21 protein-coding genes are annotated in these 20081 nt (G+C 67.2%); 15 read left to right on the forward strand and 6 right to left on the reverse strand.

Translation table 11 applies throughout. From position 1 onward, the window contains the following. The first annotated feature begins 68 nt into the window (after window positions 1-68). From KD1_RS00110 to KD1_RS00145, 8 genes are all read left to right on the forward strand, one after another. Entirely contained in the window at window positions 69-806 is a 738-nt protein-coding gene (locus tag KD1_RS00110) for a trimeric intracellular cation channel family protein (RefSeq protein ID WP_083541842.1), read from the forward strand. Continuing rightward, the gene (locus KD1_RS00115) at window positions 803-1918 is read left to right on the forward strand and encodes a ferrochelatase (RefSeq protein WP_068395732.1); all 1116 of its coding nucleotides are present in this window, start codon (window positions 803-805) and stop codon (window positions 1916-1918) included. The genes KD1_RS00110 and KD1_RS00115 overlap by 4 nt, the downstream gene beginning before the upstream one ends. Window positions 1919-1929: 11 nt before the next feature. After that, a complete protein-coding gene (locus tag KD1_RS00120; RefSeq protein ID WP_068395735.1) occupies window positions 1930-2787 on the forward strand; it encodes an inositol monophosphatase family protein in 858 nt (285 codons plus the stop codon). A gap of 185 nt (window positions 2788-2972) precedes the next feature. Next, on the forward strand, window positions 2973-3269 hold the full coding sequence (locus KD1_RS00125; protein WP_068395738.1) for a DUF4193 domain-containing protein: 297 nt from the start codon (window positions 2973-2975) through the stop codon (window positions 3267-3269). A gap of 1 nt (window position 3270) precedes the next feature. After that, window positions 3271-3714 (forward strand): dUTP diphosphatase, encoded by a 444-nt coding sequence (gene dut, locus KD1_RS00130; RefSeq protein WP_068395741.1) that lies wholly within the window; start codon window positions 3271-3273, stop codon window positions 3712-3714. 162 nt (window positions 3715-3876) lie between these two features. Beyond that, a complete protein-coding gene (locus KD1_RS00135; protein WP_245627211.1) occupies window positions 3877-4557 on the forward strand; it encodes a DUF3710 domain-containing protein in 681 nt (226 codons plus the stop codon). Beyond that, window positions 4557-4931, forward strand: coding sequence for an OB-fold nucleic acid binding domain-containing protein (locus tag KD1_RS00140; RefSeq protein WP_068395747.1), 375 nt, complete (start codon window positions 4557-4559; stop codon window positions 4929-4931). The genes KD1_RS00135 and KD1_RS00140 overlap by 1 nt, the downstream gene beginning before the upstream one ends. Continuing rightward, a complete protein-coding gene (locus KD1_RS00145; RefSeq protein WP_245627208.1) occupies window positions 4921-5598 on the forward strand; it encodes a DUF3159 domain-containing protein in 678 nt (225 codons plus the stop codon). Before KD1_RS00140 ends, KD1_RS00145 begins: the two co-directional genes overlap by 11 nt. A gap of 31 nt (window positions 5599-5629) precedes the next feature. Here KD1_RS00145 and KD1_RS00150 read toward each other — a convergent pair whose 3' ends face one another. Together KD1_RS00150 and KD1_RS00155 are read right to left on the reverse strand one after the other, a co-directional pair. Beyond that, on the reverse strand, window positions 5630-6316 hold the full coding sequence (locus tag KD1_RS00150) for a potassium channel family protein (RefSeq protein WP_068395753.1): 687 nt from the start codon (window positions 6314-6316) through the stop codon (window positions 5630-5632). A gap of 29 nt (window positions 6317-6345) precedes the next feature. Beyond that, the gene (locus tag KD1_RS00155; protein ID WP_068395755.1) at window positions 6346-7008 is read right to left on the reverse strand and encodes a potassium channel family protein; all 663 of its coding nucleotides are present in this window, start codon (window positions 7006-7008) and stop codon (window positions 6346-6348) included. A gap of 68 nt (window positions 7009-7076) precedes the next feature. On the opposite strand from KD1_RS00155, the gene KD1_RS00160 reads away from it, so the two are divergent. From KD1_RS00160 to KD1_RS00190, 7 genes are all read left to right on the forward strand, one after another. After that, window positions 7077-9086 (forward strand): APC family permease, encoded by a 2010-nt coding sequence (locus tag KD1_RS00160; protein WP_068395794.1) that lies wholly within the window; start codon window positions 7077-7079, stop codon window positions 9084-9086. Beyond that, window positions 9086-10339: a class I SAM-dependent RNA methyltransferase gene (locus tag KD1_RS00165; RefSeq protein ID WP_068395759.1), complete on the forward strand. Its 1254-nt coding sequence runs from the start codon at window positions 9086-9088 to the stop codon at window positions 10337-10339. Before KD1_RS00160 ends, KD1_RS00165 begins: the two co-directional genes overlap by 1 nt. Window positions 10340-10751: 412 nt before the next feature. Then, entirely contained in the window at window positions 10752-11726 is a 975-nt protein-coding gene (locus tag KD1_RS00170; protein WP_068395762.1) for a phosphotransferase family protein, read from the forward strand. After that, window positions 11720-12823 carry an Rv3169 family protein gene (locus tag KD1_RS00175; RefSeq protein WP_068395766.1) on the forward strand — a complete coding sequence of 368 codons (1104 nt, stop codon included), beginning with the start codon at window positions 11720-11722 and terminating at the stop codon, window positions 12821-12823. The genes KD1_RS00170 and KD1_RS00175 overlap by 7 nt, the downstream gene beginning before the upstream one ends. A 50-nt stretch (window positions 12824-12873) precedes the next feature. Further along, a complete protein-coding gene (locus KD1_RS00180; RefSeq protein ID WP_068395769.1) occupies window positions 12874-13938 on the forward strand; it encodes a phosphotransferase in 1065 nt (354 codons plus the stop codon). Next, entirely contained in the window at window positions 13938-15011 is a 1074-nt protein-coding gene (locus KD1_RS00185; RefSeq protein ID WP_068395771.1) for a TIGR03857 family LLM class F420-dependent oxidoreductase, read from the forward strand. The genes KD1_RS00180 and KD1_RS00185 overlap by 1 nt, the downstream gene beginning before the upstream one ends. A 104-nt stretch (window positions 15012-15115) precedes the next feature. Continuing rightward, window positions 15116-15823 (forward strand): TetR/AcrR family transcriptional regulator, encoded by a 708-nt coding sequence (locus KD1_RS00190; RefSeq protein ID WP_068395774.1) that lies wholly within the window; start codon window positions 15116-15118, stop codon window positions 15821-15823. Here the strand turns inward: KD1_RS00190 and KD1_RS00195 are convergent. The 4 genes from KD1_RS00195 to KD1_RS00210 form a co-directional block, all read right to left on the reverse strand. Beyond that, window positions 15803-16870 (reverse strand): ferredoxin--NADP reductase, encoded by a 1068-nt coding sequence (locus KD1_RS00195; RefSeq protein ID WP_068395777.1) that lies wholly within the window; start codon window positions 16868-16870, stop codon window positions 15803-15805. The genes KD1_RS00190 and KD1_RS00195 overlap by 21 nt on opposite strands. A gap of 29 nt (window positions 16871-16899) precedes the next feature. Further along, entirely contained in the window at window positions 16900-18396 is a 1497-nt protein-coding gene (locus KD1_RS00200; RefSeq protein WP_068395780.1) for a pyruvate, phosphate dikinase, read from the reverse strand. Next, on the reverse strand, window positions 18393-19226 hold the full coding sequence (locus tag KD1_RS00205) for an SDR family oxidoreductase (protein ID WP_083541838.1): 834 nt from the start codon (window positions 19224-19226) through the stop codon (window positions 18393-18395). Before KD1_RS00205 ends, KD1_RS00200 begins: the two co-directional genes overlap by 4 nt. Continuing rightward, the coding region (locus KD1_RS00210; RefSeq protein WP_157073081.1) for an aldehyde dehydrogenase family protein at window positions 19223-20081 on the reverse strand (859 nt) is incomplete at its 5' end. The genes KD1_RS00205 and KD1_RS00210, both read right to left, overlap by 4 nt.

Genomic DNA, 20081 nt, shown 5'->3' on the forward strand with positions numbered 1-20081 from the left:
CGAGGCCCTCCGGCGGGGACATCCACGCCGTGACCTGCCCGTGCGCGGCGGTAACGTGGCCTGTGCTCATGCTCACTGACCAGACCTCGCTGCAGCTCACCGACCAGACCCTGCTGCAACTCACCCTCGACGTGGTGGGGATCTTCGCGTTTGCGCTCTCGGGTGCCGTCGTGGCCGTGCGGGCGCGACTCGACATCTTCGGGGTACTCGTGTTGGCCGGCTCGGCCGGGTTGGGCGGAGGCATCCTGCGCGACGTGCTGCTCGGTGCGACCCCGCCGCAGGGGGTCACCGATCCCTGGTACCTCGGCAGCGTCGTCGCGGCGGCGCTCGTGACGTTCCTCTTCCACGCGCCCTTGGAGCGGGTCTGGTGGCTCGTCGACCGCCTCGACGCCGTCGGCCTGGCCGCGTTCACGGCCACCGGTGCCATGAAGGCCCTCAATCTCGGAGCGCCGCCGATCACCGCGATCATCCTCGGCACGATCACCGCGGTCGGCGGAGGCATGCTGCGCGACCTGCTCGCCGGGCAGGTGCCCCAGGTGCTCTCCGGTCAGTACTACGCGCTGCCGTCGTTGGCCGGTGGCACCGTGCTGGTGCTGCTCCACCAGGTCCACCTCCTGACGCCCATGGCGGTGTGGGCCATCGTCGCCGGCATCTTCCTCGTGCGGATCATCGTCATCCGGCTCGACGTCCACGCGCCGATCGCCCGACTCGTCGACCACGGAGCCACGGCGCCGCGCGGTGATGACCCACCCGCCGCTCACGACTCCGACGACCATCCCGACCCGACCACCGGAGACGCCACATGACCGACCCCGACCTGGCGCCCTACGACGCCCTGCTGCTGATCTCCTTCGGGGGACCGGAGGGCCCGGACGAGGTGTTGCCGTTCCTGCGGCGCGTCACCGCGGGCCGTGGCATCCCCGACGAACGGCTCGTCGAGGTCGGGGCGCATTACGACCTCTTCGGCGGGCGCAGCCCCATCAACGACCAGTGCCGGGCGCTCATCGCGGCCCTGCGCACCGAGCTCGACGGCCGAGGTCTCGACACCCCGATCCTGTGGGGCAATCGCAACAGCGAGCCGTTCCTGGCCGACACGCTGCGTGAGGCGTACGAGGCCGGCCACCGGCGAATCCTGACGTTGACGACGAGCGCCTGGTCGAGTTACTCCTCGTGTCGGCAGTACCGCGAGAACCTCGCCGACGCGGTGACGACCCTGATCGAGCAGGGCACCGTGGCCGACGGGGGTGACCTGGTCATCGACAAGGTGCGGACCTACGGCGTGCACCCCGGGTTCGCGGTCACCAACGCCACGCTCGTAACCGAGGCGGTGCGGGCCGCGGCCGCGCAGTACCGCCCGGAGGAGATCCGCGTGCTGTTCGTCACCCACTCCATCCCCGAGGCGATGGACGAGACCTCCGGTCCGGGCGACGGCGACGGGAACACGTACTCGCGCCAGCACGCCACCCTCGCCGCCGCGTGCGTGGCGCAGTTCGACGCTCCGGTCGAGGGCGAACTCGTCTTCTGCTCACGCTCCGGCCCACCCCACCAGCCGTGGCTCGAACCCGACATCGTCGACCGGTTGGAGGAACTGCCGGCCGAAGGTGTGAAGGCCGTGATCGTCGCTCCGATCGGCTTCGTCTCGGACCACATGGAGGTCATCTACGACCTGGACGTCGAGGCGGCGGCCGCGTGCGAGCGGCTGGGTCTGGCCATGACGCGCGTGCCCACGGTCGGTACCGATCCCGACTTCGTGCGCGGGCTCGTCGACCTCATGCTCGAGCGGGCGGCGGAGTCTCGGGGCGAACCGGTGACGCGGCCGGTGTGGCCGGCGAACGCAACTCCGATGCCCAGCGTGTGCGCGCCCGGGTGCTGCCCCAACCTCCGCCGGGCCGCCCCGGCCCTGTGCGGACTCGACTGAGAGGTTCTGCGATGACACACCCCGAGGACATCGACGTCATCTCCCTGGCCCGGGTGGCCCGTGAGGTGGCCACCGAGGCGGCCGCGCTCATCGTCGACGAGCGCCCGCCCGGCCTGGGCGTCATGACGACGAAGACCTCCGCGGTCGACATCGTCACCGAGATGGACCAGCGCGCCCAGGACCTCCTGCGCCGCCGACTGGGTGAACGGCGCCCTGACGACGCGTTCCTCGGCGAGGAGGAGGGCTCGAGCGACGGCACCAGCGCGATCACGTGGGTCGTGGACCCGATCGACGGCACCGTCAACTACCTCTACGGCATCCCGGCGTACTGCGTCTCCGTCGCGGCCGTGACGGGCGACCCGCGCGAGGTGGGGCAGTGGCGGCCGGTGGCCGGAGCCGTCGTCAATCCCGTGACGGGGGAGCGGTTCCACGCCGCCCGGGGCCAAGGGGCGTACCGCGCCGTCGGGGCAGGGGAGGCGACCCGGTTGGCGGCCTCGGGGGCGAGCGACCTCGCGACCGCGCTGATCGGCACCGGTTTCGGGTACGTGGCGCCGCGCCGTCGCTGGCAGGCCGACGTGTTGGCGCAGGTGCTGCCGGCCGTGCGGGACATCCGCCGCATGGGCAGCGCCGCGCTCGACCTGTGCCATGTCGCCGACGGGGCCCTCGACGGGTACTACGAGCGCGGACTCAATCCGTGGGACTTCGCCGCGGGTTGGCTGGTTGCGACCGAGGCAGGTGCGCTGGTCACCGACGAGCACGGCGGAGCGCCGTCGGGGGCGATGATCGTCGCCGCGCGGCCCGGGCTGCACGCTGCGCTGAGCGGTGAACTGCGCTCCGCGATCGCGGTGGTGACGCCCGAGACGCCGTGAGGCGGCCGCCGATTCCGGGCGCGATTGGTCGTCGTCGGCGGGAACTCCGACCCCGGGGATGGCGTTGACGCGTGCGATGAGGCACAATGTGCCGCCGGTACGGGCATAAGCCGCGTTGCCCGCTGCGTTGCATCGTGACTCATCTGACCCGAACCCAGCGGTTGGATACGAATTGAAAGGGCGAGATGGCAACCGATTACGACGCCCCCCGCAAGACCGACGACGAACCCGAGGACTCGATCGAGGAACTCAAGTCCCGTCGCGTCGACAAGAACTCCTCCAGTGTGGACGTCGACGAGACCGAGCACGCGGAGGGCTTCGAGCTGCCCGGTGCCGACCTGTCCAACGAGGAACTCTCCGTTCGAGTGCTCCCGCGTCAGGCCGACGAGTTCACCTGCTCGGAGTGCTTCCTCGTTCACCACGTGTCGCAGTTGGCCTCCGACGCCGGTGGAGTCCTGATCTGCACCGAGTGTGCTGCCTGAGATGACGGCGCCGCTGGCGGTACGGCTGCGCCGGGTTCATCCCGACGCGGTCGTACCGTCGTATGCCCGCGACGGTGATGCCGGTGCGGATCTGAGCGCGGTCACCACGGTGACCCTGGCCCCCGGTGAGCGCGCGCTCGTGCCGACCGGGATCGCGCTCGCCCTGCCGCACGGCTACGTCGGCCTGGTCCATCCGCGCTCCGGTCTGGCCGCGCGGCACGGCGTGAGCATCGTCAACGCGCCCGGCACGGTCGATGCCGGTTACCGTGGCGAGATTCTCGTGAACGTCGTCAATCTCGATCCGACCGAGTCGTTCACCGTCACGGCCGGAGACCGGATCGCGCAGCTCGTTGTCCAACGCGTCGAGACCTGTGCGTTCGAGGTCGTTGACGAGTTGGAGGACAGCGAGCGCGGCGCCGGCGGGCACGGCTCCAGCGGCCGCTGAGCCGCCCCCACTCCTCGCCGAGTGATGGTTTCGGGCCGCCGACACGCCGGTGGAGGCGGCCCGAAACCATCTCTCAGCGAGTGGGCTCAGGCCCCGTACGTTCAGGTCTCGGGGTTAGTATCCGAGGGATTCCACACTCACCGCCCACGACAGGACGTGACCATGTTCGGCCGGCGCCGCAAGAACGACAATTCCGTCGAGACGAACACCCCGGAGTCGGAGGCCACGACCCGCTCGCAGGGGCCGTGGGACATCGCCGAGCAGCCCGACCTCGACGAGCGTGTCGACCTCGGTGCGTTGCGCCTGCAGGGCGTGCCGGGCCTGGAGTTGCGGCTCGAACTGGACCAGAACACCGGCGAGGTCTCGTCGGCCCACGCCGTGATCGCCGACTCCACGATGCAGTTGCAGGCCTTTGCCGCGCCGAAGTCCCGAGGGATCTGGGACGACATTCGGGCGGAGATCACCGAGGCCATCACCAGTGGCGGCGGCACCGTCGATGTGCTCGACGGCGACTTCGGGCCGGAGCTGCGCACCCGGATGCCGCAGGCCGGCCCGGACGGGCGCACTGTGTATGCGCCGGCCCGGTTCGTCGGTGTCGACGGGCCCCGGTGGTTCCTGCGGGCCGTGCTCAGTGGCACGGCCGCGATCGATGACGCTGCGGCGGCCCCGCTGCTCGAGGTCGTGCGCACCGCCGTCGTCGTGCGCGGCGACGGGCCGATGGCGCCGCGCGAACTGCTGCCGCTGACCGTGCCGGAGAACTCGACCCCCGTGGACGAGACCGAACCCACCCGCGACGACCTCGCCCCCTTCGAGCGGGGACCTGAGATCACTGAGGTGCGGTGATGGCTCGCACGGTCTTCGGTCGATGGGGTCGCGATCTGACGCGCTCGACGAGCGAGGTCGACGCCAGCGCGTTGGCTGAGGACTCGGCGCGGGTCGGCTGTCAGCACCTCAACGAGTGCGCCGACCGGACCCATGTCAGCGTCGCCGGGGTGCTCAACTCGGTGACCCTACGCCCGCGGAAGCACGTGCCGCTGCTCGTGGCCGAGCTGTACGACGGCACCGACACGGTGCGCCTGGTCTGGCTGGGGCGCCGCGCGATCCGGGGGATCGAGCCGGGCGTGCACGTGCGCGCCAGCGGGCTGCTGACCCGGTTGGAGGGTCGCCCGACGATCCACAATCCGGCGTACGAGATCATGCCTGCCCGTGTCCGCTGACGTCGACGAGGACGACCTGACCACGGTCGAGCAGGTGGTGCGCCGTCGGCTCATCACCGCCGTGGGTGGCTGGCGTGGCTCCTTGGAGGGGTCGCTGCCGATGCTCGTGTTCGTCATCGGTTGGACCGTGACCAAGGACGCCCGCAACTCGCTCGTCGCCGCGGCCATCGTGCTCGGTGTGCTGGCTGCGGCCCGTGCCATGCAGCGCTCCACCCAGCAGTACGTGTTGGCCTCGGTGTTCGTCACGGCCATTGCGGCGTTCTTCGCGTTGCGTTCGGGGCGCGCGGAGGACGCGTTCCTGCCGGGCATCCTCACCTCCGGCGCGTACTTCGTCGGTTCGCTGATCTCCATCCTCGTGCGGTGGCCGCTGGTGGGCTTCATGGTCGGGTTGGCCGATCCGAACTACCGGGAGGACCCGTTCGCCTGGCGGCGTCATCGCGGTGTCGTGCGCGTGAGCGCCCGGCTGACGTGGGTGCTCGTGCTGCTTTACGCCATCCGGTTCGCCGCGATGTTCCCGATGTACCTGGCCGGCAACATCGCCGTGCTGTCGGTGCTCAAGGTGGCGTTGGGCTGGCCGCTGTGGATCGGCGCCCTCGGGGTCATGGCGCTGCTCCTCATGCGGGGGCACACCCCCGTCGATGCGCCGGACGAACCCACCCCGGCCTGACCGCGCTCCGCTCTGCCTGACCTCGGTGCGGTTACTCCTCGTCGCGGGGGCGGCGACGCTTGCCGGAGCGGAACAGCGACTCGAGCTCGTCCTGGGCCTCGTCGGTGGTGAGGAAGAACAACTGGTCACTGCCCTCGAGCGAGTCGTCGGCCACCGGGGCGAACGGGCGACCGTTGCGCAGGATGCCGACCAACACGGTGTCCTCGGGTAGGCGCACGTCCCCGACCCGCGACCCGACCATCGGGTTCGTGGCCGGCAGCGTCAGCTCGACCATCGACCCGGCACCCTGCTGGAACTGGAAGATCTGCACGAGATCACCGACGCTGACGGCCTCCTCGACCAGAGCCGTCATCAGCCGCGGCGTCGAGACCGCGACGTCCACGCCCCAGCCTTCGTCGAACATCCACTCGTTCTTCGGGTTGTTGACCCGCGCCACCACGCGGGGGACCCCGAACTCGGTCTTGGCCAGCAGCGAGACCACCAGATTGGCCTTGTCGTCGCCGGTCGCCGCCACGCACACGTCACACGTGTCCATGCCGACCTCCTGCAGGGTCGAGATCTCGCACGCATCGGCGGCCAGCCACGACGCGTCGGGCACCTTGGCCATGCGCACGTCGGTGGCGTCCTTGTCGATGAGCAGGACCTCGTGGTCGTTGTAGATGAGTTCGCGGGCGATGGACCGGCCCACACTGCCGGCCCCGGCGATGACGACACGCATGTGAACGATTCTCCTGTCGTGGCCGACGGTCAGCGGATGGGCGAGGTGGAGTCGAGGAGCCGCTCGACCTCGTCGACCCGGTGGCGTTCGATGACCAGGTGCAACGTGTCGCCCTCCTGGTAGACCGTGTCGGGTCCGGGCAGTTGCGCTTCGCCGAGTCGGGTCAGGAAGGCCACCCGCGCCCCGGTCTGCACCTCGAGGGCCGTCAGTCGCGTGCCCACCCACGCGGCGCTCACCGGCACCTCGGCCACGACGACCCGGCCGGAGGGTTCGGTCAGGGCCGGCACTGCGCCCTGCGGCAGGAGCTGGCGCAGCATCTGATCGCTGGTCCACTTCACCGTCGCGACGGTGGGGATGCCCAGGCGTTGATAGATCTCGGCGCGGCGGGAGTCGTAGATGCGCGCGGCGACGTTCTCGACGCCGTAGGTCTCGCGCGCCACGCGGGCGGCGAGGATGTTGGAGTTGTCGCCGCTGGAGACGGCCGCGAACGCGTACGCCTCCTCGATGCCGGCCGCGCGCAGGGTGTCGCGGTCGAAACCGACGCCGGTCACCCGGCGCCCCTGGAATTCGGTCCCCAGACGGCGGAACGCCGTCGCATCCTGGTCGATGACGGCCACGTCATGGCCGTGTCGCTCCAAGCCCTGGGCCAACGCCGATCCGACGCGCCCACAACCCATGATCACGAAGTGCACGACCCGACGCTACACCGCCGAAGGGGTTGCTCATTGTTCGTCGCGCGGTCGGGGGTTTACAGTGGTCAATCGTGTCCGTCGGCCGAGTCGTCAAGCGGGTTCTCATCGGTCGCGCCGAGCGCAGCGATGTCGGTGAGCGAGCCCTCCCCAAGCGGATCGCGCTGCCCGTCTTCGCCAGCGATGCGCTCAGTTCCGTGGCGTACGCCGCCGACGAGATCTTCCTCGTCCTCGGCCTCGCCGGCGGGTCCCTCGCCCTGACCCAGTCCCTGTGGGTGGCGCTGGCCGTGGCCGTCGTCATGGCGATCCTCGTGCTGGCCTACCGGCTCAACGTCGTGGCCTACCCTTCCGGCGGCGGCGACTACGAGGTCGTCGGCACCAATCTCGGGCCCCGCGCCGGGCTGGTGGTCGGGTCGGCGCTGCTCGTCGACTACGTGCTCACGGTGGCGGTCTCGGTCTCGGCCGGCGTGCAGAACGCGTCGACCGCGTTCGGGTGGTTGCGCGGGCACGAGGTCATGGTCGCCGCCGCGGCGATCCTCCTGCTCACCCTCGTCAACCTCCGCGGGCTGCGCGAGTCCCGGCGTGCGCTGGCCCTGCCGACCTACCTGTTCATCGCGGCCATCGCGGCACTCGTCGTCACCGGGGCGGTGCGGCATTTCACCGGCGGATTGCCGGCCGCCGAGAGTGCCGCGCTCGAACTCGTCCCGGCCGACGGGTACGAGACGGTGGGGATGTTCGCGATGGGCTTCCTCATGTTGCGGGCGTTCTCCTCCGGTAGCGCGGCGTTGACCGGCATCGAGACGATCTCCACGGGGGTGCCGGCCTTCAGGTCGCCCAAGGCCAGGAACGCCGCCGTGACCCTGTCGATCATGGGAGCGCTCGGCATCGCGATGCTCCTCTCGGTGGTCGTCCTCGCCCGCTGGACCGGGGTGCAGCTGGCCGAGAACCCGGCCACCCAACTGCTCCGCGACGGCGTGCCGGTCGGTGAGGCACACATCCAGGAGACCCTGCTCGGCCAGATCTCCCGTGCGGTGTTCTCCGGCTTCGACGCCGGTGTCATCCTCGTGTCGATCGTCACCGGCCTGATCCTGCTGGTGGCGGCCAACTCGGCGTTCAACGGCTTCCCGGCGTTGGCCTCGATCCTGGCCCGAGACGGGTTCCTGCCGCGCCAGCTGTACACCCGCGGCGACCGGCTGGCGTTCTCCAACGCCATCCTCGCCCTGGCCGTCGCCGCTGCCGTCTTTGTGCTGGCCTTCGACGCGAGTGTGACGCGGCTGATCCAGCTGTACATCGTCGGCGTGTTCGTGTCGTTCGCGCTCAGCCAGATCGCCATGGTGCGGCACTGGAACCGTGAACTGATCGCCTCCCAGGACCCGACCGCCCGGGCCGGCATCGGGCGGCGCCGCGTGGTCAACGCCGTGGGCGCGACCGTGTCGGTGCTCGTGCTGATCATCGTGCTGGTCACGAAGTTCACCCACGGGGTCTTCCTGGCGGTGTTGGCCATGGCCGGGTTGTACGTCGTCATGTGGCTGGTGCGCCGGCACTACGACCGGGTGTCACGTGAGCTGGTTGTCATCGACGACGACACCTCCCTGACTCGGTTGCCCTCGCGGGTGCACGCGGTCGTGCTCATCTCGAAGCTGAACAAGCCTGCCGTGCGTGCCCTGGCCTACGCCCGGGCGACCCGGCCGACGACGCTCGAGGCGGTCACGGTCTCCGTCGACCAGGAGGCGACCGCCGAACTCGTCGCCGAGTGGGATCGGCGAGGCTTCGACACTCCGCTCAAGACCCTGGCCTCGCCGTACCGGGACGTGACGGGCCCGGTCGTCGACTACGTCACCTCGTTGCGCAGCCAGAACCCGCGCGAATTGGTGGCGGTCTACGTGCCGGAGTACGTCGTGGGGCGTTGGTACCAGAATCTGCTGCACAACCAGAACGCGGCGCGGCTCAAGCGTCGACTGCACTTCGAGTCGGGAGTCATGGTCTGTTCGGTGCCGTGGCAGTTGCGATCCGCCAAGGGACAGGAGGTCTGGCTCGACCAGGCCCCACCCGTGACCGGCAGTGTGCGAGGGCCGAGATGATGACCACCCAGAGTGCAGAACCCATCGACGGCCTGACCGTCGGCGATGAGGTCGAGGTGGTCGTCGGGGCCGTGGCCCACGGTGGGCACTTCGTCGCCCGCCACGAGGGTCGCGTCATCTTCGTGCGGCACACGCTGCCCGGTGAACGGGTGCGGGTGCGGATCACCGACGGTGGCCCGGGCGAACGATTCCTCCGCGGCGATGCCGTCGAGGTGCTGGAGCCCAGTGCGGATCGCGTCTCCCCGCCGTGCGCCTTCTCCGGGCCCGGGATGTGTGGCGGCTGCGACTTCCAGCATGTGGATCTGGCGCGCCAGCGTCTCCTCAAGGCCGATGTCGTTCGGGAGCAGTTCGAGCGGCTGGCCGGTATCGGCGATCTGGGGGACCTTGTCGTCGAGCCCGTCGAGGGCAGTGTGCCCGAGACGCTAGCCGGGTTGCGTTGGCGCTCGCGAGTCGAGTTCGCCGTCGGCGAGGACGGCCGCGCGGGCCTGCGCCGCCACCGCAGTCACGCCATTGTGCCGATCGATGACTGTGTGATCGCCGATCCGCGGATCATCGACACCGGAGTGCTGGGTCGAACCTGGGCGGGGGAGAAGGCCGTCGACGTCATCGCCCCGGCCGTCGGTGAGACCGTCGTCGTGCCTGTGCCCAGCGGCGATCCGGGGCCGGACGTCACCGAGACCGTGGCCGTCGCGGGGCGCGAGCACGCGTATGCCGTGGCGGCTCGCGGGTTCTGGCAGGTTCATACCGGAGCGCCGAACACGTTCGTGGACGCGGTCATGGCCGCCGCCGAGGCGCGACCGGGCGAGAAGGTCATAGACCTCTACAGCGGGGCCGGGCTGTTCTCCGTGCCGTTGGCGCATGCCGTGGGGGAGCGCGGTGCGGTCCAGGGGGTCGAGTCCGACCGGTCCGCGGTCGAGCACGCCGTCGCCAACCTTGCCGCCACGCCGTGGGCGCAGGCCAAGCGTGATCGGGTCGACCGGTGGCTCAATGCCGCGGCCCGCACGCGTCGGCGGGCCGATCTGGTCGTGCTCGACCCGCCGCGCACGGGAGCCAAGCGGGCCGTGCTGCGCGACGTCGTCGGGCTGCGGCCGCGGCGCATCGTGTACGTCGCGTGCGACCCGGCGGCGTTGGCGCGTGACGCGGGGTATCTGCGTGAGTTCGGATGGTCGCTGACCGGGCTGCGGGCGCTCGACGCGTTCCCGATGACGCATCACGTGGAGTGCGTGGCGGTCTTCGAGCCAGCGCGCGGCTGACGTCCGGTACTCAGCCGTTCCATGAACGACGGGTGACCCTCCACGGCGACGGCCGTGAAACGACCGTTGTCCAGATGGTCGATCCGGGTCTGAACTGCCTCCAGGAGCGCCTCGATGTTGGCGGCGTGTGCGTCGAACTTTTCGGGGCCTGGCTTGGGCAGCTCGACGGAGGATGATCGCTCCTCGCCTCGGCCACGACGATCGAAAAAATGTGAACTTGGGGTCGCAAAGTCCTTGGGAAGCGGCTAGTCTCCAGACAACCGCTTGTGATCCGTCCCCCGTCGGCGTGGGATGGAAATGACCGAAGGGAGTCTGCCCGGTGACTGGGGTAGCGGAGGTACGAGAAGGCTTGACAGAGATCTTTCGGGTCTCCGGACACCTCGCGGTGGGAGGCTCGCTCAACGAGATCCGAATGGAGCCGATCGGCACAGGACAGATGGCAGACACCCTTCGGGTCTCGCTCGATCGTCCACCAGCCGGGCTCCCGTCGTCGTTTGTGGTGAAGCTTCCCGTGGCAGAGGGGCAGACGGCTGTCACTGCTCGACACGCGGCCGTGTACGAGCGCGAGTTGCGGTTCTATCGTGAACTTCGACCGGAACTCCCCGGCCTTGAGTGCCCCCGCTTCTACGGCACGTTTGACGTAGAAGGTGAGCCGGCACTGGTGCTCGAGGAGATCCTTGGCGCTCAGCAGGGGAACCAGATCGAGGGCGCTGTCCAGGGCCAAGCCGGACTTGCCGTGGACCAACTCGCCAAATTCCAGGTGCGCTGGTGGAACGACGAGGATTTCGGTTCGCAAGACTGGCTCCAGCGTCGAGCAGGAGCGCCTATTGCAGATCGTCAGAAGCGCTACCTGGCCGCTTGGGCGAAGGTGGCCGAATCAGTGGCTGATGACCTGGTCCCTGGTGCTGCGGAAGTGATCGAGGAGTTTGGCCACCGGTGTGACCTTTGGTCCAGGTCGTACGATGGCCCACTTACTTTGGTCCACCACGATTATCGACTGGACAATATGCTGTTCACCGACCATTCGGTCTCAATCGTGGACTGGCAAACTCTTGGGTGGGGACCTCCTGCGTGGGATATCGCCTACTTCATGGGGACCTCAATCCCGGTCGAAGAACGACGAGCGACCGAACGCGAGCATGTGGAGTGCCACGCCGAGCAGCTCCGTGAATCGGGCGTTATCGGCTGGGATGATGACGTGGCGTGGCATCGATACCGACAGATGTCGTTCAGCACGCTCCTGCTCACGGTCCCGGCAGCTGGCGAGGTGCGCACGAACAAGCGCGCGCGTCAAATGTTTGTGGCCATGTGGAACCGTGCTGCGCAAATGGTCATCGACCTTGACGCGCGTGAGTTCCTCCTTACGGAAGCGGACCAGCCATGTTGAGCACGTACGATGACCTTCTCGTCCACCAGACCCCAGCTCCCGTGCTGCACTTGGCCAACGGCGACCCTGCATTCTATGAACGCTACTACCTGACTGCCTTCGCGCCAGACGCGTCGGGGCACTTGGGGTTTGGTCTAAGCATCTATCCCAACACAGGGATCATCGACGCCTCGCTCAGCGTCTCGCGGGACGGCGTGCAGGAATCGGTATTTGCCTCTGGACGCTTGCCCACGGACCGCACGCAGGCCAAGGTAGGGCCGTTGCGGGTCGAGGTGCTCGAACCACTGCGTCGGATCAGGGTCGTCGCGGAGATGACGGATGGACTTGCTGCCGACGTCACCTTCGTGGCGGAGGGTAGCCCGATGGAGGAGCAGCGGCTGATTCGCAACCGCGGTACAGCTGTCGCATCCGACCGCACGCGTTTTGTGCAGTTCGGAAGCTGCACCGGGTCGGTCCTCACCCCCGTCGGCACAATGTCCATCGACGGATGGCATGGCGTGCGTGACCGTTCCTGGGGTGTACGGCGCCAGGCCACTGCCGAGGATGTCGCATCGGCGGAGGTGAGGCCGATATACGCAGTGTGGAGTGTGCTGCACTTTCCTGACGACTTTCTCCAGGTCACGCTGCACGAGGCTCCGGATGGGGTGGGCCATGTCCGGATGGCAATGCAGACGCCTCGGGTGAGTCCGAGCGAGGTCGTACCGAACGTGCCTCTGCGGCGCACCGACGACCTGCGCGTGGCCATCACCTATCAGCCCGGCACCCGTCGCCCGGCGAGCGCCCAATTGAAAGTCGGGCCTCGAGGGCCGCTCGAGTTCGACATCGCCGTGACTCCCCTGCAGGTCTTTCAGATGAAGGGTCTGGGCTATTACCACCCCGAACGCGGTCACGGCCGCGACCATCACGGGGAGTCAGTGTCTCGGGAATCCTGGCGTATCGATGACCTTGACCCGTTGGCCAAGGAGAACGTGCACGCCCAACAACTCTGCATCGTTCGCAGATCCGACGGCGTCGACGGCATCGGGATCTTCGAACACATCGCGATGGGACCACATCAGCCTTCTGGCCTTCCCAAAGGCCTGGCTGCGCCGCAATGACGCTGTCACAGCCACCTGCCACCCAAGTATTCAAATGAATCGAGGAGCCCATGCACGCATCGGATGTTAACGCAGAATGGATCGACAAGGTCCTGCACCAGAACGGCACCCTTCCGTCGGACACAAGGATCACAGGTGCCAAAGTTCGACCGATTGGGACCGGTCAAGTCGCCGACTCGGTACGGGTGGAACTCGACATTGAAGGTGATGCCCCGTTCAGTTCACTGGTCGCAAAGGTGTCGTCCGACAATGACCAGAGCCGCGCGGCCGGGCGAACTGAACTCAACTATCAACGTGAGGTGCGGTTCTACGAGCAGGTCGCCCCACGACTCTCCGCAAGGGTGCCGCATTGCTACTACTCCGAAATCTGCTCCAATGGCACCGAATTCGTGCTCCTTCTGGAAGATCTCTCGCCCGCGACTGCAGGGAACCAGTTGGACGGCACGAGCATTGAGGATGTTGAAGAAGCACTGATTCAAGCAGCCGGTTTCCACGCTCCGTTCTGGGACAGCGATGAGTTTTCCGGGTCGGATTGGCTGGACATATCCAGCAGTTACTGGCCACGGTTCGAGCAGATGATGCCGCAGTGGTGGGGTGGGTTCCGGGACCGCTATGAGGGCAGGTTGACCGACGACCACGCCGCTTTCGGGGACCGGTTCGTGGGTGGCATTTCCAAGTACTACGAGCTGATGCGGTCGCTACCTGCGACCATCCAGCACGGTGACTTCCGCCCCGACAACATCCTTTTCGGGGTCGGTGGAGATGCGCGCTCCTTGGCTGTCGTCGACTGGCAGACGGTGCTGCTTGCGCCAGGTCCCGTCGACGCCGCCTACTGCGTGGGAGGATCTTTGCCGGTCGAAACCAGGCGCGCCCACGAAGAGCGCCTCCTCAGTCTGTACATAGATGAGCTACGGCGCCTGGGGGTGACGACCGAACGGGCCTTGATCGAGCAGGGGTATGCGGCCGGCACGCTGCACAACTTCATCATCGGGGTTGCTGCTGCGATGCTGGTGGTTCGAACTGACCGGGGCGACGCGCTCTTCCAATCCATGGTGACCAATGCCGTCACGCACGCTCAGGACAAGCGCGCACTGGAACAGGTCGGCATCGCGTGATGATTGATGACGCCCCACAAGCCGGACCTCGGTTTCCCGAGCTCGGTTTCTACACCTTGGGCGGACACGTCGAATCGCCTCACGAGATGTTCGATGAGCTTCGGCTTGCTGAGGAGCTGGGGCTGGGCAACGCCTTCATCTCCGAGAGGCTCAACGTCAAGGAGGCATGCGCTCTCTCGGGCGCAGCCGGTGCAGTGACGAGCAGCATCGACATCACCACCGCCGCGACGAACATCAACACCAGGCACCCGGCCATCTCTGCTGCCTTCGCCACCACGATGCATCGGCTCACCGGGGGGCGGTTCATCTTCGGGATCGGCCGAGGGCTTCGGCCTCAGATAGCCGGACTTGGCCTATCCCAGACCACCACCGCTGAGATGGAGGAGTTCGCGCTCTTGATGCGGCGGCTGTGGCGCGGCGAGGTCGTGACCGGGTACGACGGACTTCTAGGGCAGTTCCCGAAAGTCGCCTTGGACCCGAACTTCGACGAAGACATTCGACTGGCGACAACGGCATTCGGGCCCCAAACCTTGGCGCTCGCGGGGCGGGCCTTCGACGTCGTCATTCTGCATACCTTCTTCAGCGACGAGACCGTTCTCCGCGTAGTCGACACGATCCGGCGCAGCGCCGAGGAAGCGGGGCGCGACCCTGCCTCGGTGAAGATCTGGTCCTGTTATGCCACAGTCCCTGACGAACTCCTGCCGGAAGCAATCATGAAGAAGACCGTCGGGCGACTCGCAACGTACCTCCAGGTCTACGGCCAGCTTCTCGTGGAGACCAACCACTGGGACCCGGTGCCGTTGAGACGTTTCCGCGAATCGACGGTGATCAACGAACTCTCGGGATGGGCAGACGCCAGTGCGACGCTGGAGCAGTTGGAGAGAATCCGAGATCTGCTTCCCTCAGAGTGGCTGGCCTGTGCCGCTACAGGCTCACCGGCTGCTTGCGCCGAAGCCGTCCGGAGCCAATTGCACCTGGGCTGTGACGGCGTGATCATGCACGGCGCGACTCCCTTGGAACTGCGGTCCGTAGTTCGGGAGTACGGGGCTCTCCACACCCACCTGCCGACGTAGTCTCATGGCAACGGTTGTGAACGCATCTTCGCAGTTAGCGCTAAGATGAGCGAGTTCCATTCGAGCAACCGTGAGGTGATGACCCTGCGGAGGGAGGCGAAACCGTGAGCGGTACCGACGAGGCTGTCAGCAGTTCGCTCATCACCGAGTTCTACAGCGACGCAGGCTTGGCCGCCGAAGTTCCCTCCAAACGACCGAACAAGCGGGGGGAGCAGACCCGTGAACGACTGATCAAGGCCGCTACCGAGTGCTTCACCGAGTACGGCTACACACGAACGCGGATCTCGGATGTCGTGCACCGCGCAGACACAGCCCAGGGCAACTTCTACCGCCACTTCGGGTCCTTGGACGAGGCTTTCCTCGCCGTGCTCAGGCCAGGGTTGGAGGAACTGGCGAGCGCGTCCACGAGACGCTCGGGACACTCCACCGACTTGGCCAGCCTGGTCGAAACCAACTCCACCTATCTGCACACCTATGCCCGTCATCGACACATCCTGCGCCTCCTTCGTGAGGCCGCTGCATCAAGCCCCAACGACGGTTTCCAGTCACTGTGGCTACGGCTTCGTGGCGATTTCGTCGCACGTACGAGACGCTGGCTGGTGCGACTACACGAGGCAGGGAAGATCGAGGACGTCAACCTCGACCTGCTGGCCGAATCGCTCGGCTGCCTGACGGAGCAGATGGCCTACGTCCATGTGGGACTTCCCCCGACCACGCCCCGCCGCGAGCGGATCGATGAACTCGGTCAGGCCCTTGGCGAGGCGTGGTTCCGTCTCATCCCGCGCCGTGTGTCAGAACTCGATCTTGACTGACTGACTCGACGGCGTGGCCTGACACGCCAAGATGTACCCGTCGGCGATGTCTTCGGCCTCCAAGGCGTCGGTTTGGCCGAGGTTGACGGTGCCTTGGCCGAGGTGACAGGTGCAGGCTCCGCACTTGCCCTCGCGACATGCGTACGGTGTGTCAATGCCGTTGAGAACCATGACGTCGACCAAGGTATGGGTGGCCGGCCACGCCAGTTCATGCACGGCCCCATCGATGTTCACCTCGACGAGGGCAGCGTCAGAGAGATTCTCCTCGGCAATCTCCGCGATCGGCTGGAAGGGATCGCCGGTCAGCGAACGGTACTCCTCGGTCTGGATCCGATAACTGTCGAAGCCTGCTGAGACTGCCCCCTCGCGCACCATCTCCATGAACGGAGCCGGGCCACAGACAAAGATCTCGCGCTCTCGGTAGGGGGCTGCCCAGGCGGCGAACGCCTCGGCCGTGGGCAGCCCCCGGTCGGCTTCGAGCCAGTGCTCAACGACGAGTCGTTCGCCATACTCGTCGGCCAGCCTCTGCAGTTCCCCATCGAAGATGATGGACGCTCTGTCGCGGTTGGCGTAGAAGAGGGCGATCCGGCCCGTCACCGAGGCCAGGACGGCGCGCAGGACCGACATCGCCGGTGTCACGCCACTCCCGGCTGCACAGAGCAGCAAGTCGGCCTCCGGGGATCGCGGACAGAAGAGTCCGCTGGGCGGCAGCACCCGCAGTTGCTTACCGGCCGCGGCGTGATCGCACAGCCAGTTGGACGCGTAGCCATTCGCGGTGCGCTTCACCGTGACCGCGATGCCGTGCTCGGCAGGCGAGCTTGAGATGGAATAGCACCTGGCCACCCAACCGGTCCGGTCACTCGGCACGGCGACGGTGAGAAACTGACCGGCCCGGAACGCGTACTCATCGGTCAGCGCAGCCGGCACGTCGAACCAGATCGTCACCGCCTCGGCGGTCTCGGGCACAACCCGGTCGATCGTCAGTAGGTGGCCAAGCAGATGGGCGTCGGGGTCAAGGGAATCTTGACCTGTCACGTGAGTGGTCATGGGTGGCTCCGTTCCGTCGTCGCGGAGTTTCATAGCTGGTCGACTGCCAGTCGGTGGATGGGGTGTTCCGCGTCGTCAGCGGCGAGGGCGATCATTCGGAGAACGTGTGGGTCGTGGGCCACGGGGGAGGTGTTCACCGTGCCTTCCGAGTAGACCTTGCCCGTCGTGCCGTCGATCGTGATGACACTGCCGGCCAAGGACCCGACCAGTCCGGGCCCCGCGCCCACGACGCACGGCAAACCAATCTCTCGACAGACCAGCGCGGCGTGCGATGTCGCGCCACCGACCTCCGTCAGGACACCAGCAGACTGGAACATGGCTGGAACATCGTCGGGCGCCGTGAAGGTGCGAACCAGAATCACGCTTTCTCCCTGGCCAACCAGCGCAAGCACCTCCTCGAAGGTGTGGGCGACGTGACCGGTGGCTACGCCGGGGCTTGCCCCGAGCCCGATCGCCAGGGCCTCGCCGTCCTCCTTCTCGATCAGCGAGGCGTTGGCAAGGGAATCCACATGGTCTGAGCTGACCCTCGACAACGCCTCCTCCGCGGTGATCGTGCCAGCCTCGAACAGGTCTACGGCGATTCGGACGGAAGCGTGGGGTGAGCGTTTCCCTGCGCGGCTCTGGAGCACGTAGAGGCGTCCCTGCTCGACCGTGAACTCGACGTCCACGAGATCCCGATACTCAGCCTCGAGCGTCTCGGCAATGCGGCACAGATCTGCGTGCAGGACGGGGTTGCTCTCGACCAGATCAGTCAGCGGCGTCGGTGTCTTCTCACCCGAGACGACATCCTCACCTTGGGCGTTGGCGAGCCATTCCCCGAAGATCGTCGGTTCTCCAGTGCTCGGGTCTCGGCTGAACAGCACCCCGGTGCCTGACTGGTCATCTCGGTTCCCGAAGACCATGGCCTGCACGGTGACGGCAGTGCCCCCACCCGTGCCGAGAACATGCCGCTCGCGATAGGCACGGACCCGCTCGTTGGTCCACGAGTCGAAGACTGCGCCGACTGCCGACCGGAGCTGCTCCCAGGCGTCGACCGGGACGGTGCCTTCGCCGTTGAGGACGATGTCGCTGTAGCAACGCTGGAATCGATCCCATGTGTCCTGCGCCCAAGCCGGGTCTCCGGATTCGGATGCGAGGGCGTCGACCAAGTCCGGTGTGAGACCCAGATTGAGGACGGTATCCATCATGCCGGGCATGCTTTGAGCGGCGCCGGATCGGACGGAGACAAGGAGTGGGGAAGGACCTCGACCGAACGTGCGGCCCGTATCCTTTTCGAGCGCACGGATGGCCTCCACGACGTCGTCCCACGCCGCATCGGGTAGTGCGCGGCCGTTGGCGTGGTAGAGCCCGCACACAGCGGTGGGCAACGTGAAGGCTGGCGGGACTGGTAGTCCGATCCTGCGCATGTGGTTGACGCTGTAGGCCTTCCCTCCCAAGACCTCACGGTCGCCGGGCTGCGAGCCATCGAGGTGGACGACAAAGGGCACGTCGCCTGCCTGGCTGAGCGTGGACGTCGAACTGGTCATGACGTAGAACCTCCCGAGGTGGGGGACTGGGTTGAGGGTGCTGAAGTGGTCGCATCGATGTGCAACTCGGCTGCTCGACGGGCTGCCATCAGACCGCCTTCTACCAGGATGTCGATGCCGTTCAGCCAGGTGGCGGCCGGTGAGAGACAGAAGGCCACAACAGCCGCGATCTCCTCCGGGCGTCCATGGCGCCCGACCGTGGCCACCGCGCGGTCCATCCGGTGCTGGCCCATGGTGGCCGTGAAATCGCCGAGGATCGGCGTTTCCACCGGCCCGGGGCTGATGCTGAGGGCTCGTACACCCGAACCAAGGAGAGCAGCGGCCCTGCGCATCATCGCGTCGACGACGACTCTCTTGGACGTGTCGTAGGCGGCCGTGCCATCGATCGGGTGACTCTCAAGCCACGCGTCGATGTCGTCCGCACTCTGGGCACGGTGCAGCAACTCAAGTGAATCGTCGTGCTGGGCGTTGTTGTGGGCCGCCACCGATGCCACGCTGACGATGGCGCTGTCGGCAACCAACCGGGGCTGAAGTGCATCGCTCAGAAGGCGTGGCCCGAGAACGTTGACCCGAAGGATCGTGGCAGGCGGCGCCGTGCCTGGAACCCCGGCCACGTTGGCAAGACCCCCGATCTGCGCTGGGAGCCGATTCACCAGTTCGGCGATGGCAACTTCGTCGGCCAAGTCACAACCGAGAGTGCCGTCGCCCTCGATGCGGTCCACCCCTATGACCGTGACCCCTTGATCATGGAGGATCCGGACCAAGGCTGCACCGATGCCGGAGGCGGCCCCGGTGACCACAACAGGGGGGCGAGGAATCGTCGTGGTCATGCCATCACCGCCGTCACGTCGGTGAACTCTTCGATGCCCAAGGACCCGAGCTCGCGCCCGTACCCCGAGTTGCGCATCCCACCAAATGGCACCAAGGGTCGATTCCGAGTGCGTACCCCGTTGATCTTCACCTGACCCACCGACAACTGCCCAGCAATGCGGAGGGCCCGTTCGTCGTCGCCGGACCAGACCTCGGCCGAGAGCCCGTAGTCGCTGTCATTCGCGATCCTGACGGCATCCTGCTCGCCGGTGTAGGTCTGGATGACCACGACAGGTCCGAAGATTTCCTCCCGAACGGCCTCGGCGCGTTCAGGGAGACCGGTAATGACGGTGGGGTCGACGAAGAATCCGGTGGCGGTCTGCTCCGACCGCCGGCCACTGCCGGTCACCAACCGCCCACCCTGCTCCACGGCTCGGTTGATGCGGGCCAGGACAGCCTGCATCTGACGGTGGGTGACCACGGGACCATGGGTGGTGGAGGGCTTGGTCGGATCGTCGAGAACGAGCCCGGCGGCAGCGTCGCGAACCAGCTCCACGGCGTCGTCGATGCGGTCAGCCGGCACCAGCATCCGAGTCGGCGCGTTGCAGGCCTGCCCCGAGTTCACCATGCCACTTGTCAGGGCAGCGGGCACGGCCTGGGCGAAGTCGGCGTCATCCAGGATGAGCGCCGGGGACTTGCCGCCGAGCTCCAAGGCGGTGCGGGTGAGTTCGCGAGTGGCCAGTGCGGCGACCTCCTTGCCTGCGCGCACACTTCCCGTGAACGAGAGTCGAGCAAGAAGCGGGTGCCCGGCCAGTGCGGCACCGGTGATCGGCCCAGAGCCGGTGACGACGTTGAGGAGACCGGCGGGCGCGCCC

It is taken from the genome of Kribbia dieselivorans NBRC 106261 (assembly GCF_001552435.1).
Taxonomy (GTDB): domain Bacteria; phylum Actinomycetota; class Actinomycetes; order Actinomycetales; family Dermatophilaceae; genus Kribbia; species Kribbia dieselivorans.